This window comes from Serratia sp. 121840015-1, from assembly GCF_053627655.1.
The window spans coordinates 280,421-296,101 of the sequence record NZ_JBSEYF010000004.1 but is presented as its reverse complement, the minus strand read 5'-3'; the positions used below and the strand labels follow the sequence as shown (position 1 = coordinate 296,101).

Below are 15,681 nucleotides of genomic sequence, written 5' to 3'. Positions count from 1 at the left end.
GACTCACCCCGCCCGCAGTTGGTGTGCGTGCTGTGAGCGCTTGGCTTCCGCCGTCGCGGCCAGATCCAGATCGCGGCCCTGCAGCAGCAAGACCTGCGCCGCCACGTCGCCCACCTGGGCGCGATGGCCGCTGATGACGCGGGCGAAGATGTTGTAGATAACGACGGCAGGGATCGCCGCCACCAGGCCCATCGCGGTCGCCAGCAGCGCCTCTGCGATGCCCGGCGCCACGACCGCCAGGTTGGTAGTCTGCGAATGGGCGATGCCGATGAAGCTGTTCATGATGCCCCAGACGGTGCCGAACAGGCCGACGAACGGCGAGATGGCGCCGATGGTGGCCAGGAAGCCGTTGCCGCGGCCCATGTTGCGGCTGTAGGCCGCCACGCGGCGTTCGAGGCGGAAACCGGTACGTTCTTTGATGCCGTTGTTGTCATTGGATTCCGCAGACAACTCCAGCTCATTTTGCGCATCGTTCAGCAAGACAGCACTGACGCTCTCCGGGGAGAAGTTTTGCGCCAGCTCGGAAGCCTCATCCAGCGAGCGCGCTTCGGCCAGCGCCAGCTGCTCGCGGCGCAGACGGCGCTTGGCGCGCAGCAGTTCGCTGCCTTTGGCGAACAGAATGGTCCAAGTCACGATAGACGCCAGCACCAGGCCGATCATCACCGCTTTCACCACCGCGTCGGCGTGCTGGTACATGCCCCAAATGGACAGGTCCATGCCGCGGGTTTCCGGTGGCTGGATCGTCGGTGCCGGGTTCACCGGCGTGATGCTTTCCGGCGCGGCGGCTGCAGGTGCCGGCGCGGTGGTCGGCGCAACGCTTTCGGTAACGGCCGGATTGGCCGCCGGCGCTGCCTGCGCGCTGCCGGCCAGCCCCACGACCAGCACCATAGAAGCCATCAGGCTGCGGCCAAAGACCTTGCCCCACTGCGCCCGGCCCTGGCCGAACGATCCTTGATTTAAATTCTTGCCAGCCGTTTTCACGCTGTGCCTCCACCCATTACCGATCAAAATTAAGGAATAATTCAGCGTGCGATCATATCAAACCAACCGGGGATTGATAGTAGTTCTCATTATTATTTACCAAATAAACGAGAAAATTTTAGCCAACCCTGCGGCAAAGCGCCAATCCGCGCCCGTTCACCGCTAAACGCCCCTTTTATGGGGTTATTTCGTTACTTTTCTCCCACAACGACGCAACAAGGCCACGCTGCCGAACGGCGTCTTGACCGAGGAATGGGCTTCTCTCTCGCACCACGGCAGAAGGATGAGGCGAGAAAGGCGCGCCCGGCAGCCAATTATAGCCGTTTCTGTATCTGGAAGTTAAAACGTCTGGATGGCTATATTAACTCATGCTAACGTAAGGGCTATCGCAAACGGGCACGTGCAGAGCAACCAGAGGTGAGCCAGGTACCATGACGTCAAAACACATCGAAACCACGCTGATCGGCGCCGGCCGCGGCAAACGCTACACCCAGGGCTCCGTCAATCCCGTTACGCAACGCGCCTCTTCCTTGGTCTTCGACTCCGTCGCCGCCAAAAAGCACGCCACTGCGCAACGCGCCCATGGCGAGCTGTTTTACGGCCGACGCGGCACGCTGACCCACTTCGCCCTGCAGGATGCAATGGTGGAACTGGAGGGCGGCGCCGGCTGCGTGCTGTACCCCTGCGGCGCAGCGGCGGTGGCCAATGCGATCCTGTCATTCGTCGGCGCCGGCGATCACCTGCTGGTCACGGGTTCGGCGTACGAACCGACCCAGGATTTCTGCACCCACATCCTCGGCCGCATGAACGTCAGCACCACCTATTTCGATCCGCTGATCGGCGCCGACATCGCCACGCTGATCCAACCCAATACCCGCGTGGTGTTCCTGGAATCCCCCGGCTCCATCACCCTGGAAGTGCAGGATATTCCGGCGATGGTGCAGGCCATTCGCGCCGTGGCGCCGGAGGTGGTGATCATGATCGACAATACCTGGGCGGCAGGCGTGCTGTTCAAGGCGTTGGATTTCGACATCGACATTTCCATTCAGGCCGGCACCAAATACCTGATCGGCCATTCCGATTACATGCTCGGCACCGCCGTCGCCAACGCGCGCTGTTGGGATCGGCTGCGCGAGTACTCCTACCTGATGGGGCAAATGGTGGATGCCGACACCGCCTACATGGCGAGCCGCGGCCTGCGCACCCTGAGCGTGCGCCTGAAGCAGCACGAACGCAGCAGCATCGAAGTCGCCCACTGGCTGGCGGCACGGCCGGAAGTGGCGACGGTCAATCACCCGGCCCTGCCCAGCTGCAAGGGCCACGAGTTCTACCGCCGCGACTTCAGCGGCTGCAACGGGCTGTTCTCCTTCGTGCTGAAAGAGCGGTTGGACGATGCGCAGTTGGCCACCTACCTGGACAACTTCAGCCACTTCAGCATGGCCTACTCCTGGGGCGGCTTCGAGTCGCTGATCCTGGCCAATCAGCCGGAAGAACTGGAAGCGATCCGTCCGGCAGGCGGCGTCGATTTTTCCGGCACGCTGGTGCGTTTGCATATCGGCCTGGAGAACGTCGAAGACCTGATCGCCGATCTGGCGGCCGGTTTCGATCGCCTCAACGGCGTGCGCTAAGGCGGATTCCGCTAATTTTCTTCGTCTCGTTTAATGTCGGCTTAAGCTATTAGCGGTACACTATCCGGGTAACTGTCAGATACGGTAACCGCCGCACCCTGGAGAACGTGACCCCGGGCGCAACCGGCATGCAACAGGACATAAAATGGATGTATTACGAGAGATTATTCATGCGCTTTGGCAGCAGGACTTTATTGCCCTCGCCGATCCAAGCGTAATTTGGGTGGTTTACGCCGTACTTTTCACCACTCTGTTTTTGGAAAACGGACTGCTGCCCGCCTCCTTCCTCCCCGGCGACAGCCTGCTGCTGCTGTCGGGTGCGCTGATCGCCAAAGGCGTGATGGGCTTTGCCCCCACCCTGCTGATTCTGACCGCCGCCGCCGGCCTCGGCTGCTGGCTGAGCTATATTCAGGGCCGCTGGCTGGGCCACACCAGCCTGGTGAAAGGCTGGCTGCTGCAGTTGCCTGCGCAATACCACCAGCGCGCGCATAGCCTGTTCAACCGCCACGGGCTGACGGCGCTGCTGATCGGCCGCTTCCTCGGCTTCGTGCGCACGCTGCTGCCGACCATGGCCGGCATTTCCGGGCTCAACAGCTCACGCTTCCAGGTGTTCAACTGGCTGAGCGCGGCGATCTGGGTTTGCGCGCTGGTGGGGCTCGGCTACGCTTTCAGCCAAATCCCGCTGGTGAAGCGCTACGAAAGCCAGGTGATGACCGGCCTGATGCTGCTGCCGCTGCTGCTGCTGTTCGTCGGCCTGCTGGGCGCCATGCTGGTCATTTGGCGTAAAAAGCGCGCCTCCTCCTGAGCCCGGCGCGCTACAGCGCCTTCTCGACCAACGCCAGACTGGCGGGCAACTTGCTCACCAGCGTATCCACCGCCAGCCGCACCTTCAGCGGCAGGTGAGGCGTGTGCGGCCACACCGCATGCGCTTCAAAGGCGGCGCCCGGCCGGTCGCGCAGCAAGCGCACCAGCGCCCCGCTCAACAGCTGCTCACGCACCAGCCAGCACGGCAGCCAGGCAATGCCGAACCCCGCCGTCGCCGCATCCGCAATCGCCTGCAGATCGTCCATTTGCAGCCGGTTAGTCGGCATCACTTCCTGCGGCTTGCCGTCGCTATCCAATACCAACCAGCTGCGCCGCGCACCGGCGCGCATATAAGTCACCGCCTCATGCTGCGCCAGCTGTTCGATGCTGTGCGGCTCGCCGCACCGCTGCAGATAGGCCGGCGAGGCGCACAGCGTCATGCGATGATCGCCGATGCGGCGCGCCACCAGCCCGCCGCTGTTGGCCAGCGTGCCGTTGCGGATCGCCATGTCGAAGCCGTCCTCAATCAGATCCACCACCCGATCGTTGAACGACAGCTCCAGCTCCAGGCCCGGGTGCTCGCGCGTCAGCTCGGTCAACAGCGGCGCAATGCACATGCGGCCAAACAGCACCGGCATCGATACCCGCAGCCGGCCGCTGACCTGTCGCTTGCCCGACTCCAGCAGCGTTTCCGCACTGCGGATCTCCTCCAGCGCTCGCAGGCAGCGCTCATAGAATAACGCGCCGTCGTCGGTCAGGCTCTGGCTGCGGGTAGTGCGATGAAACAGCCGCACGCCCAGCCGCTGTTCCAGCCGGGCGATGGTTTTCCCCACCGCCGAACGCGACAGGTGCAGCCGGCTGGCCGCCAACGCAAAACTGCCCGCCTCCACGGCGGTGACGAATACCGAAATGCCGCTCAATCGATCGCTCATGATTTGTCGCCCTGAAAGAAACAATCTTCGGAAATCTTATCGCCACTGGCGAACCTCCATCAACGATATTATCGACCGGTCGTTAATCGCTGACTTTGGAGAACATCATGACCGACACGATGCAACACTGGACGATGGACGCCCTGGGGCGTGAACACCTGCGGTTGACCGCCGACGCGATCCCGCAGCCGGGGCCACACGAAATCAGAGTGAAAGTGAAAGCGGTAGCGCTCAACTACCGCGACAAGCTGATGATCGAAAACGGCATGGGGCTGACGCTGCCGCAGCCGTTCACCCCCGCCTCGGACATGGCCGGCGAGGTCGACGCTATCGGCCCCGGCGTCAGCCGTTTCCAACCCGGCGCCAGGGTCATCTCCACCTTCAGCCCCGGCTGGCTCGACGGCCGGCAAAAACCGTACGGCAATGCGCGCCAGGTGCCTTACCACACCCTCGGCGGCTTCTATCAGGGCGTGCTGGCGGAATATGTGATTTTGCATGAGGACTGGCTGGTGGCGGCGCCGGCGTCGCTGGACGACGTGCAGGCCAGCACCCTGCCGTGCGCCGGGCTAACCGCCTGGTTTGCGCTGGTGGAGCAAGGCAAGCTGCATGCCGGCGAGACGGTGCTGGTGCAAGGCACCGGCGGGGTGGCGCTGTTCGCGCTGCAGATCGCCAAAGCGCACGGCGCCGAGGTGTATGTGACCTCCGGCAGCGATGAAAAGCTGGCGCGTGCTCAGGCGCTGGGCGCCAGTCACGGCATCAACCGGCTGAACGGCGATTGGGTGGAAGCAATTTATGCGCTGACGCAGGATCGCGGCATCGACCATGTGATCGACACCGTCGGCGGCCCAAATCTGGGCAACTCGGTACGCGCCGTGGCGGTGGGCGGCCGCATCTCGGTGATCGGCGTGCTGGCGGGCGCCGAGATTTCCGCCCCCGCCGGCCTGCTGCTGCTGAAATCGGCGGAGATCCAGGGCATCGGCGTCGGCCACCGCCGCGCGCTGGAAGATCTGGTGCGCGCCGTGGACGCCGTCAACCTGCAGCCGGTGATCGACCAGGTCTACCGTTTCGATCAGCTGCCGCAGGCGTTGGATCACCTCGATCGCGGGCCGTTCGGCAAGATCGTCCTGACCCCGTAAACGCGGTTCAGCCCTCCAGCAGCAGCGGGTTGGCGTCGCGCAGACGGGCGATTTCATCGCTCGGCGTCATGCCGAACAGGCGCTTGAATTCACGGCTGAACTGCGACGCGCTCTCGTAGCCGACGCGGATCGCCGCCGTGCTGGCCTTCAGGCCGTCATGCACCATCAACAGGCGCGCCTTATGCAGCCGGTACGACTTCACGTATTGCAGCGGCGAGGTGTTGGTCACCGCCTTGAAGTTGTGGTGGAACGCCGAGACGCTCATGTTGACCTCACTGGCCAACTGTTCGACGTTGAGGTTGTCGGCATATTGATTTTCTATGCGCCGCAGCGCCTTGGCGATCTGGCTGAAGTGGGTATGGCGGTTGACCAGCTCCTGCAGCGACGCGCCGCAGGTGCCGCGCAGCACGTAGTAGAGGATTTCGCGCACGATCTGCGGCCCCAGCACCCGGGCATCGAGCGGCTTGGCCATCACGTCCAGCAGGCGTTCGGTGGCGCACAGCAGCTCTTCCGTCAGCTCGGCCAGGTTCACCCCGTTGCTCTCCGCCCGCGGTTGCATCAGGTAGTCGTCATCGCCGATGTCGATCAGCAAGTCCTGCAGCATTTGGGTATCGATATTGACCGCCAACCCAACCAGCGGCAGTTCCGGGCTGGCGAAGGTTTCGCACTCGAACGGCAGCGGCACCGTCATCAGCAGGTAGTTGCGCGGATCGTACTGGAACATCTTGTTGCCGCAATAGCCCACCTTGTGCCCCTGAAAGACAATCACGATCCCCGGCTCGTACATCACCGGTTGGCGCGGGCTGTGGCGATCGACATACAGGATCTTTACCCGCGGCACCGGTGACGGCGTGTAGCCGTTGCCGGTGGCGATAGCCATCGCCTGGCGCGCCATGCGGCTGCGCTGCGCATCGATTTCAATCACGGAAACACCCTCTTACAGTCAGAACGATTCGGCATAAATAATAATTTAAAACTCGCCATTTCTACAGCGACTTGTAGGAATAGGCAAGAACCAAACAGGAATGTGCATTGTGCGTTGCCGCCAGGTTCCTGACAATACGAGCCAGAAACCTTTGCGCCACTTTGGCGCCCGCCTGACAGAAAGAGAGAAATCATCCATGCAAAACTTCATTCTGCATACCCCAACCAAAATCCTGTTCGGCAAGGACCAAATTGCCGAAGTGGCCGGCCAGATCCCGGCGGACGCACGCATCCTGATCACCTACGGTGGCGGCAGCGTGAAGAAGAACGGCGTGCTGGATCAGGTGTACAGCGCGCTGGCCGGCCGCGACGTGCGGGAGTTCTCCGGCATCGAGCCGAACCCGACCTACGAAACGCTGATGAAAGCGGTCGAGGTGGTGAAGGCGGAAAACATCGATTTCCTGCTGGCGGTCGGCGGTGGTTCGGTGGTTGACGGCACCAAGTTCATCGCCGCCGCCGCCCGTTACACCGCCGACGGCGACGCCTGGCATATCCTGCAGACCGTCGGCAGCCACATCGCCGACGCGGTGCCGATGGGCTGCGTGCTGACGCTGCCGGCCACCGGTTCCGAATCCAACAGCGGCGCGGTGATCACCCGTAAAAGCAGCGGCGACAAGCAGCACTTTTTCTCGCCGCTGGTGCAGCCGCGCTTCGCCGTACTGGATCCGGTGGTGACCTACTCGCTGCCGCCGCGCCAGATCGCCAACGGCGTGGTCGACGCCTTCGTGCACACCCTGGAGCAATACCTGACCTACCCGGTGGACGCCAAGGTGCAGGATCGCTTCGCCGAAGGCCTGCTGCTGACCCTGCTGGAAGACGGCCCGCGCGCGCTGGCCGAACCGGAAAACTATGGGGTGCGCGCCAACGTGATGTGGAGCGCCACCATGGCGCTGAACGGCCTGATCGGCGCCGGGGTGCCGCAGGACTGGGCGACCCACATGCTGGGCCACGAGCTGACCGCCATGCACGATCTCGACCACGCGCAAACGCTGGCCATCGTACTGCCGGCGCTGCTGCACGAGAAGAAAGCGCAGAAGCGCGAAAAACTGCTGCAGTACGCTGACCGCGTCTGGGGCCTGCGCGAAGGCAGCGAAGACAGCCGCATCGACGGCGCCATCGCCGCCACTCGCGCCTTCTTCGAGCAGATGGGCGTACCGACCCGCATGGCGGATTATCAGCTCGACGGCAGCAGCATTCCGGCGCTGCTCGACAAGCTGCATCAGCACGGCATGACCGCCCTGGGCGAGCATCAGGACATCACCCTGGACGTCAGCCGCCGCATTTACGAAGCGGCGCGTTAATCGCAAAACGGCGATTTTTTGCTAGGCTTTAGTCTCCGCCAGCCATTTTTCGCCGCATCCGGCGCCCGGCCGATCACCGGGTGCCGTCGGGCGCCTCCGCGCGCCGCCGATCGTTTCGCACCACCCGTCTTACCGCTCATTCGCAGGGAGAGCGGGGAAAAAGTCGCCCTCCCGCCACCGCTGAAATTAGGCTGGCAAACCCGGCAACCGCCCATTTTGCCAACTAGAATTTATCTATAGCCGTTTCGGTGCCGCAGGCGCCGCAATCCGTACACAAGGAGATGCGCATGACAACGTAACAACCCATCATCAAACTCCACGATGGTAATCTGATGCCGCAGTTGGGTCTCGGCGTTTGGCAGGCGAGTATTGAAGAGACCACCCGCGCGGTGAGCAAAGCGCTGGAGATCGGTTACCGCTCCATCGACACCGCCGCGATCTACAAGAACGAGGAAGGCGTCGGCGCCGCACTGCAGTCCAGTTCGCTGCCGCGCAGCGAGCTGTTCATCACCACCAAGCTGTGGAACGACGATCAGGGCGATCCACTGGCGGCGCTGGAAACCAGTTTGGAAAAACTCAGGCTGGACTATGTGGATCTGTACCTGATCCACTGGCCGCGCCCGCAGCAAGATCAATACGTCTCCGCCTGGCGCGAACTGATCAAGCTGCGCGATCAAGGCCTGGTCAAAAGCATCGGCGTATGCAACTTCCATACGCCGCACCTGCAGCGCCTGCTGGATGAAACCAACGTGGCGCCGGTCGTCAACCAGATAGAGCTACACCCGCTGCTGCAACAGCGCCAGCTGCGCGCCTGGAACGCCACGCACCATATCGCCACCGAATCCTGGAGCCCGCTGGCGCAGGGTGGTGAAGGGGTGTTCGACCAGCCGCTGATCAAGGCGCTGGCCGAGAAATACGAGAAAACCCCGGCGCAGATCGTGGTGCGCTGGCACCTGGACAGCGGCCTTATCGTGATCCCGAAATCGGTCACGCCGTCGCGCATCCGCGAAAACTTCGAGGTGTTTGATTTCAAACTCGATAAGGACGAACTGGGCGAGATCGCCAAGCTGGACGTCGGCAACCGCCTCGGGCCGGATCCGGATACCCTGTAACCCCTCCCCAAGCCCTCTCCCGTCGGAGGGGGCTTTTCCTTCCCGCGCATTGCTCCCTTGCGCCGCCTGACGTTATGATGACGACGCCGGAGGCCTCGCCCGCCGGTTAACGCCGTTAAAAAACAGACAAGCACGGAGCACCATGAAATTCTCTTTCTCACACGGGTTACGGCTGGGCATGCTTTGCGTCATGCTGGTGCTGGCGGGTTGCGCCGGCAAGAAACAGCGCGTCAGCTACGATCGCCACGCTTTCGATAGCGCCATTAAAGACGCCGCCAGCGAATACGGCGTGGACGCCAAGCTGATCACCGCCATGATCCAGGTGGAGTCCGGCTTCAACCCCGCGGCGGTGAGCAGGTCCAACGCTATCGGCCTGATGCAGCTGAAAGCCGATACCGCCGGCTGCGATGCCTACCGCTACAAAGGCAAACGCGGCTGCCCGGACGATGACGACCTGCGGGATCCCGACACCAATATCGATCTCGGCGCCGCCTACCTGGCCACCTTGCAAAAACAGCAGCTTAAAGGGATCGCGAATCCCGTCACGCTGCGCTACGCCACCATCATCGCCTACGTCAACGGCACCGGCGCGCTGCTGCGCACCTTCTCCAGCAACCGTCAGCAGGCCATCGCGATGATCAACAACCTGTCGCCGGAAGCCTTTAACTGGCACGTGCGCAAATACCACCCCGCTCCGCAGGCGCCGCGCCATTTGATGAAAGTGGAAGCCGCCTACGATAGTTTGTGATGAGCAAAAGTAAAAAGGAGAACCCGAGGGTTCTCCTTTTTGTTTGCGCATGCGGCGTGGCCGTTACGGCTTGGCTTTGCGAATCGGTTTGCGCGGCGGCCGGTTGGACGGCGTGCGCTGCCGATTGATATCGGTATGCTTGGTCAGCGCCGGCCGGGTATGGCGCTGCAGGCGTTTCGCTTCGCGCTGTTCGTCGATGCTCGGCGCTGGCACCAGACACTCGCGGCGGCTGCCGATCAGGTGCTTCAGCCCCATCTCTTCCAGCGCGGTGCGGATCAGCGCCCAGTTGGCCGGGTCGTGGTAACGCAGCAGCGCCTTATGCAGGCGACGCTGGCGATCGCCGCGCGGCACCACCACGTCTTCGCTCTTGTACCCCACCTTGCTCAGCGGGTTTTTGCCGCTGTAATACATGGTGGTGGAGTTGGCCATCGGCGAGGGATAGAAGTTCTGCACCTGATCGAGGCGGAAACGGTTCTTCTTCAGCCACAGCGCCAGGTTCACCATGTCTTCATCGCGGGTGCCCGGGTGCGACGAGATGAAGTACGGGATCAGATACTGTTCTTTGCCCGCCTGCTTCGAATAGTGATCAAACAGCTGCTTGAAGCGATCGTAGCTGCCCATGCCCGGCTTCATCATCTTCGACAGCGGCCCTTCTTCGGTGTGCTCCGGCGCGATCTTCAAGTAGCCGCCGACGTGGTGGGTCGCCAGCTCCTTGATATAACGCGGATCTTCCACCGCCAGATCGTAACGAACCCCGGAAGCGATCAGGATCTTCTTGATGCCCTCCAGCGAACGCGCACGGCGATACAGTTTGATGGTCGGCTCGTGGTTGGTGTCCATGTAGGTGCAAATCTCCGGATACACGCACGAGGCGCGGCGGCAGGTCTGCTCGGCGCGCGGGTTGGTGCAGCGCAGCATATACATGTTGGCGGTCGGGCCGCCGAGATCGGAGATCACGCCGGTAAAGCCCGGCACCTTGTCGCGGATCTCTTCGATTTCGCGAACGATCGAATCTTCCGAACGGCTCTGGATGATGCGCCCTTCGTGCTCGGTGATCGAACAGAACGAGCAGCCGCCGTAGCAACCGCGCATGATGTTCACCGAGAAACGGATCATGTCATAGGCCGGAATGCGATCCTGGCCGTAGGACGGATGCGGCACGCGCTGATAAGGCAGCGCGAAGACGCTGTCCATCTCCGGCGTGGTCAGCGGGATCGCCGGCGGGTTGATCCACACGTAGCGGTCACCGTGTTTCTGCATCAGCGCACGGGCGCAGCCCGGGTTGGTTTCATGGTGCAAAATGCGCGAGGTGTGCGCATACAGCACCTTGTCGCCCTTCACTTTCTCGAAGGACGGCAGCAGCACGTAGGTCTTCTCCCACGGCTTCGGCTTGGCGGCGCGCACGGTGACAGGCTTGGCTTCCGGCTCTTTCGGCTTGGCGCCGTCGGCGCACGGCAGATCGTCGCCGTACGGGTTCGGGATAGCTTCGATGCGGCCCGGCTTGTCGAGACGGGTGGAATCCACGCCGCTCCAGCCCGGCAGCGCTTCTTTGCGCATCACCGCGGTATTGCGAATATCGTGGATGTCGCCGATCTTCTCGCCGGCGGCCAGGCGATGCGCCACTTCCACCAGCGGGCGTTCGCCGTTGCCGTAGATCAGCATGTCGGCTTTGGAATCCACCAGCACCGAGCGGCGCACGGTATCAGACCAGTAATCGTAGTGGGCGATGCGGCGCAGGCTGGCTTCGATGCCGCCCAGCACGATCGGCACGTCTTTGTAGGCTTCTTTACAACGCTGGCTGTAAACCAGGGTAGCGCGATCCGGGCGTTTGCCGCCGACGTTGCCGGCGGTGTAAGCATCGTCGTGGCGCAGTTTGCGATCGGCGGTATAGCGGTTGATCATCGAGTCCATGTTGCCGGCGGTGATGCCGAAGAACAGGTTCGGTTTCCCCAACCGCATGAAATCTTCTTTGTTGCTCCAGTCCGGCTGCGCGATGATGCCGACGCGGAAGCCCTGCGCTTCCAGCATGCGGCCGATGATCGCCATGCCGAAGCTCGGGTGATCGACATAGGCGTCGCCGCTGATGATGATCACGTCGCAGCTGTCCCAGCCCAGTTGATCCATCTCTGCTCGCGACATCGGTAAAAACGGCGCGGTGCCAAAACATTCCGCCCAATAAGGCTTATAGGAAAACAGTTCACGATCGGGTTGGATCAGGCTGGTGGTGCTCATTCTGCTGCTCTTTTTACAGGTTAATTAATCGCCGGGCGGCGATTATACGCACTAGCAGCAAAAAGAGCATGGTTATTTCGCTAACCGTTCACTTCGAATTCATAAACGTCGCTGCGACACAAAATATCGCTGAACTCCAGCGCCTCGCCCTGGGCATTGCGGCTGGTCTGGGTGATGTGCAACAACGGCGCGCCGCACGGCACGTTGAGCAGCTCGGCGACCTCGTCGCTGCAGGACACCGCCTTCAGCAGAAAGTGTTTATCTTCAGGCACGATGCCGCGCGATTGCCATAACGCATACAGCGAATGCTCCAACTGCCCCGGTTCGGGCAGGAAACGCGGCGGAATATAGGTGGTTTCCAGCGAGACCGGACTGCCGTTCAGCAAGCGCAAACGCCGCAGTTTGATCACCTCATCCCCCTCCGCCAGCCCCAGCGCCGCCGCGGCCTTGGCCGGCGCGCCGACCCGGGTGCGCAGCAACCATCGGTTACTGACGCTGCTGCCGTGGCGCAGCGCCTGAGCGGTGAAACCGCTGTCCTTATCGAGGGAATAGCCGATGCGCATCGCCACGCGGGTGCCAACGCCCTGCTGCCGCGAAATCAGCCCCTTCTCCTCCAGCAGCTTCATCGCCTTGCTGACGGTGACGCGCGACAGCCCCAGGCCTTCCGCCATCTGCCGTTCCGGCGGCAAAAACGCCTCCGCCGCCAACACCTGCTGCCTGATTGCGGTTTCTATCGCCGTCGCCAGCTGAATATAACGCGGCGCTACCGCCCCCTGCGCCAGATGGCCACGCAGCCAGGCCATAAAATCCGTCATTCGCCCGCCCTCTTACCTATGCCATTTGTCTGGATTTCGTTTTTTATCCTATCGCCGATCCGGCGATAAGCCCCTCACCTTAACTAAAATATCGCTAATGTTTTCAGAGTGGCATCACAATTTTTGCCTAATGGACTTTCATTGGATCTAGATCGCGCGTAATCTGTGCTTATTGATGTTGATACATCAATCGCACCAACACCAGGGACCCACTTTAAAAACAATAAAAAACCCGCTGCCAGCCCTAAAGGATACCCTTGATGGCCGGTAGCGGGGATATACTGTCAGCACAAACGGCCGAGAATAAGCAACGTAGCTAATGGATAGCTTGCTCACTGCTCATAGCCACATCACAGGATCCCCTTGCGGTGGGCGCAACGGATCGATGTCGGCAAATAGAAACGTTCCCGCTTCGCCAAACCCCGCTGCAGACCCACTCTTTGACTACACTCATTGGCGCCGTGCGGCCGACGTGCCTCACCCGATCAGGCGGATACCGCCCTCATTTTGACAGACCCGGCGGTCTCAGCCGCTACACAGTGCGCGGAATCGGCGTCTTCACCGACAACGGAATAGCCGGCGTCAACCGCGCCAACGGAATCGATTTTCAGTCAACTGCGGCGGCCCTCGCGGCCCTGCGCTACAGGGATCATTTGCTATGACCGATATCAATCGCAATGAAGCATGGAAGGTAGAAAGCACCGGTATCGATCGGGTGCCGGACGCGGAACAGACCGGCAAGCCCATCGAGCTGTTTTGGATCTGGTCGGCGGCCAATATCGGCATTCTCGGCGTGGTGTACGGCGCCATTATCGTCGGCTTCGGCTTATCCTTCCTGCAATCGGTACTCGCCGCGCTGGTCGGCGTCGCCAGCTTCGTGCTGGTCGGCCTCACCAGCTTCGCCGGCAAGCGCGGGCGCACCTCTACGCTGACGCTCTCGCGGGTGATTTTCGGCCTGAAGGGCAACGTGGCGCCCACCCTGTTCAGTTGGATCAACCTGATGGGCTGGGAAGCGGTCAATGTGATCACCGGCACCCTGACGCTGGCGGCGCTGTTCGAGGCCTTCGGGTTGGGTAGCAGCCACCTGCTGACCGCGCTCAGCCTGCTGCTGTTCGGCGGGCTCACTGTCGTCGTCAGCCTGCTGGGGCAAAATACCGTGGTCTGGATGCAAAGCTGGTTCAGCCGCATCTTCGGCACCATGACGCTGATCGTGGTGCTCTATATCCTGTTCAACACCGAGTGGAGCCAGGTGCTGGCGCTGCCTTCCGGCAGCTGGTTGACCGGCTTCCTGCCGGCGGTATCGGTGATCGCCGCCGGCACTGGCATCAGTTGGGCGATTGCCGGCGCCGATTACAGCCGCTATCAAAGCCCGAGCTCGTCGAGCAAAAGCATTTTCGCCGCGGTAATGGGCGGCGCCTGTTTGCCGCTGATGCTGCTGATGCTGGCCGGCATCCTGCTTTCCGTGCAGCTGCCCGATCTGGCCAGCGCCGCCAACCCCATCGCGCTGATAGGCTCCGTGCTGCCCGCCTGGATGGCGATCCCTTATCTGCTGGCCGCCACCGCCGGCATCGTCACCATCGCGGTGCTTAGCCTGTATTCCGCCAGCCTTAACCTGCTGACCATCGGCGTGCAGGTCAAACAATGGCTGGCGGTGTCGATCGACGCGGTCGTAGTGCTGGGCATCGCCCTGTATGTGCTGTTCATCTCCGGCGATTTCATGGGGCCGTTCATCTCCTTCCTGGTGTTCTGCGGCGTCTTCCTGGCGGCCTGGGAGGCGATTTTCCTGCTCGATTACCTGTGCCTGCGCCGCCGCCACGGGTATGATGGCAACGCTTTGTACGGCCTGCATGGCCAGAACCGCGGCGTGCGCAAAGCCCCGCTGTTCTGCTGGTTCCTCGGCGCCCTGTGCGGCCTGCTGGTCACCAAAACCGGTTTTATCGACGGCCCGCTGGCCAAAGGCTTGTTCGCCGATTCCAGCCTGGGGCTGTTTGTGTCGTTCGCGGTGAGTCTGATCGCTTACGGTCTGTACCTGACCCAACGCAGAGAACATCAATGAGTGAGTGGGAAGCTGTAACACCTGTCCTGGTTATTGGGGGCGCGGTCGGCGATCTGGTGATGACGCTGCCGCGCCTGCCGACCAGCGGCGAAGATATCGAAGCCCAGCCGCAGGCGCGGCAAATCGGCGGCTGCGCGTTCAACGTGGCGCGCGCGCTGGTGCGCCTGGAAACGCCGGTGATTAACGGCATGCCGGTTGGCAACGGCGAATGGGGCGCGGCTGCCGAAGCCGCCATGGGCGAGCTGGGGCTGGAGGTGCTGTTGCGCCACGGCCAGATGGACAACGGCTGGTGCCTGGCGCTGGTGGAGCCGGACGGCGAACGCACCTTCATCACGGTTTCCGGTTGCGAAAGCCAATGGAATAAAGCGCAGCTGGCGACGCTGCCGCTGACGGAGCACACCCTGATCTACGCCAGCGGCTACGAGCTGGCGGGCGAAAGCGGCGAAGCGCTGCGCGAGTGGCTGACGCGCATGCCGTTTGACCAACCGCGCCTGATCGATCCCGGCCCGCGCATTGCTCAGCTCAGCGAAGATTTCTTCGCCATGCTCAGCGACAGCCACACCCTATTGACGCTCAACCGCGACGAAGTGGCCGCGCTGTGCGGCGCCGGCGACGCCGTGGAGGCCGCGCAGCGCTATGCCGCCGCCCGTAATCTGACGCTGATCTGCCGCCTGGATCGCGACGGCGCATGGATCTGCGACGGCCGCACGCCGCCGCTGCACGTTCCCGCCTATCCGGTAGACGTGGTCGACACCATCGGCGCGGGCGATGCCCACTGCGCCGGTTTACTGACGGGCCTGTCCGCCGGCTGGCCGCTGCCGCAGGCGGTCGATCTGGCCAACCGGGTCGCTGCTTGCGTGGTGGCCAGCCTCGGGGCCGCCAATCCGCCGGACTGGCAGCAGTTGCAACAGCGCTTCCCGCAGGCCTGACGTTTCAGGGCGCAGCCAGGCTG

At 62.4% G+C, this 15,681-nt stretch carries 13 protein-coding genes; 8 read left to right on the top strand and 5 right to left on the bottom strand.

The window, feature by feature from the left end; genetic code table 11:
- Window positions 1–3 precede the first annotated feature (3 nt).
- Window positions 4–981 carry a tol-pal system-associated acyl-CoA thioesterase gene (gene exbB / locus ACUXAC_RS19575; RefSeq protein WP_141972572.1) on the bottom strand — a complete coding sequence of 326 codons (978 nt, stop codon included), beginning with the start codon at window positions 979–981 and terminating at the stop codon, window positions 4–6.
- A gap of 431 nt (window positions 982–1,412) precedes the next feature.
- Between exbB and metC the strand changes: the two genes are divergently transcribed.
- Window positions 1,413–2,609 (top strand): cystathionine beta-lyase, encoded by a 1,197-nt coding sequence (gene metC / locus ACUXAC_RS19570; protein ID WP_342095931.1) that lies wholly within the window; start codon window positions 1,413–1,415, stop codon window positions 2,607–2,609.
- 145 nt (window positions 2,610–2,754) lie between these two features.
- Complete coding sequence (locus ACUXAC_RS19565) at window positions 2,755–3,414, top strand: DedA family protein (protein ID WP_387444956.1); 660 nt, start codon at window positions 2,755–2,757, stop codon at window positions 3,412–3,414.
- Between the two features lie 10 nt (window positions 3,415–3,424).
- On the opposite strand, the gene ACUXAC_RS19560 is transcribed toward ACUXAC_RS19565, so the two are convergent.
- Window positions 3,425–4,345 carry a LysR family transcriptional regulator gene (locus tag ACUXAC_RS19560; protein WP_100395899.1) on the bottom strand — a complete coding sequence of 307 codons (921 nt, stop codon included), beginning with the start codon at window positions 4,343–4,345 and terminating at the stop codon, window positions 3,425–3,427.
- Window positions 4,346–4,452: 107 nt separating this feature from the next.
- Between ACUXAC_RS19560 and ACUXAC_RS19555 the strand changes: the two genes are divergently transcribed.
- Window positions 4,453–5,481, top strand: a complete 1,029-nt coding sequence (locus ACUXAC_RS19555; RefSeq protein ID WP_387444958.1) for a zinc-dependent alcohol dehydrogenase family protein — start codon at window positions 4,453–4,455, stop codon at window positions 5,479–5,481.
- A gap of 7 nt (window positions 5,482–5,488) precedes the next feature.
- Here ACUXAC_RS19555 and ACUXAC_RS19550 read toward each other — a convergent pair whose 3' ends face one another.
- A complete protein-coding gene (locus tag ACUXAC_RS19550) occupies window positions 5,489–6,376 on the bottom strand; it encodes an AraC family transcriptional regulator (RefSeq protein WP_194243114.1) in 888 nt (295 codons plus the stop codon).
- Between the two features lie 226 nt (window positions 6,377–6,602).
- Here ACUXAC_RS19550 and yqhD point away from each other — a divergent pair, with 226 nt between their 5' ends.
- The 3 genes from yqhD to ACUXAC_RS19535 all read left to right on the top strand — a co-directional run bounded on the left by yqhD (window position 6,603) and on the right by ACUXAC_RS19535 (window position 9,626).
- Complete coding sequence (gene yqhD / locus ACUXAC_RS19545) at window positions 6,603–7,766, top strand: alcohol dehydrogenase (protein ID WP_049196195.1); 1,164 nt, start codon at window positions 6,603–6,605, stop codon at window positions 7,764–7,766.
- Between the two features lie 305 nt (window positions 7,767–8,071).
- Window positions 8,072–8,878, top strand: a complete 807-nt coding sequence (gene dkgA, locus ACUXAC_RS19540; protein ID WP_454266852.1) for a 2,5-didehydrogluconate reductase DkgA — start codon at window positions 8,072–8,074, stop codon at window positions 8,876–8,878.
- Between the two features lie 142 nt (window positions 8,879–9,020).
- Entirely contained in the window at window positions 9,021–9,626 is a 606-nt protein-coding gene (locus tag ACUXAC_RS19535; protein WP_089186466.1) for a transglycosylase SLT domain-containing protein, read from the top strand.
- 63 nt (window positions 9,627–9,689) lie between these two features.
- Here the strand turns inward: ACUXAC_RS19535 and ACUXAC_RS19530 are convergent, their stop codons facing one another.
- Window positions 9,690–11,858 (bottom strand): YgiQ family radical SAM protein, encoded by a 2,169-nt coding sequence (locus tag ACUXAC_RS19530; protein WP_060424780.1) that lies wholly within the window; start codon window positions 11,856–11,858, stop codon window positions 9,690–9,692.
- Between the two features lie 80 nt (window positions 11,859–11,938).
- Window positions 11,939–12,673: a GntR family transcriptional regulator gene (locus tag ACUXAC_RS19525; protein WP_060424777.1), complete on the bottom strand. Its 735-nt coding sequence runs from the start codon at window positions 12,671–12,673 to the stop codon at window positions 11,939–11,941.
- Window positions 12,674–13,331: 658 nt separating this feature from the next.
- Here ACUXAC_RS19525 and ACUXAC_RS19520 point away from each other — a divergent pair.
- Window positions 13,332–14,729 (top strand): purine-cytosine permease family protein, encoded by a 1,398-nt coding sequence (locus ACUXAC_RS19520; protein ID WP_025304294.1) that lies wholly within the window; start codon window positions 13,332–13,334, stop codon window positions 14,727–14,729.
- Window positions 14,726–15,658: a PfkB family carbohydrate kinase gene (locus ACUXAC_RS19515; RefSeq protein WP_387444962.1), complete on the top strand. Its 933-nt coding sequence runs from the start codon at window positions 14,726–14,728 to the stop codon at window positions 15,656–15,658. The genes ACUXAC_RS19520 and ACUXAC_RS19515 overlap by 4 nt, the downstream gene beginning before the upstream one ends.
- Window positions 15,659–15,681: the final 23 nt, after the last annotated feature.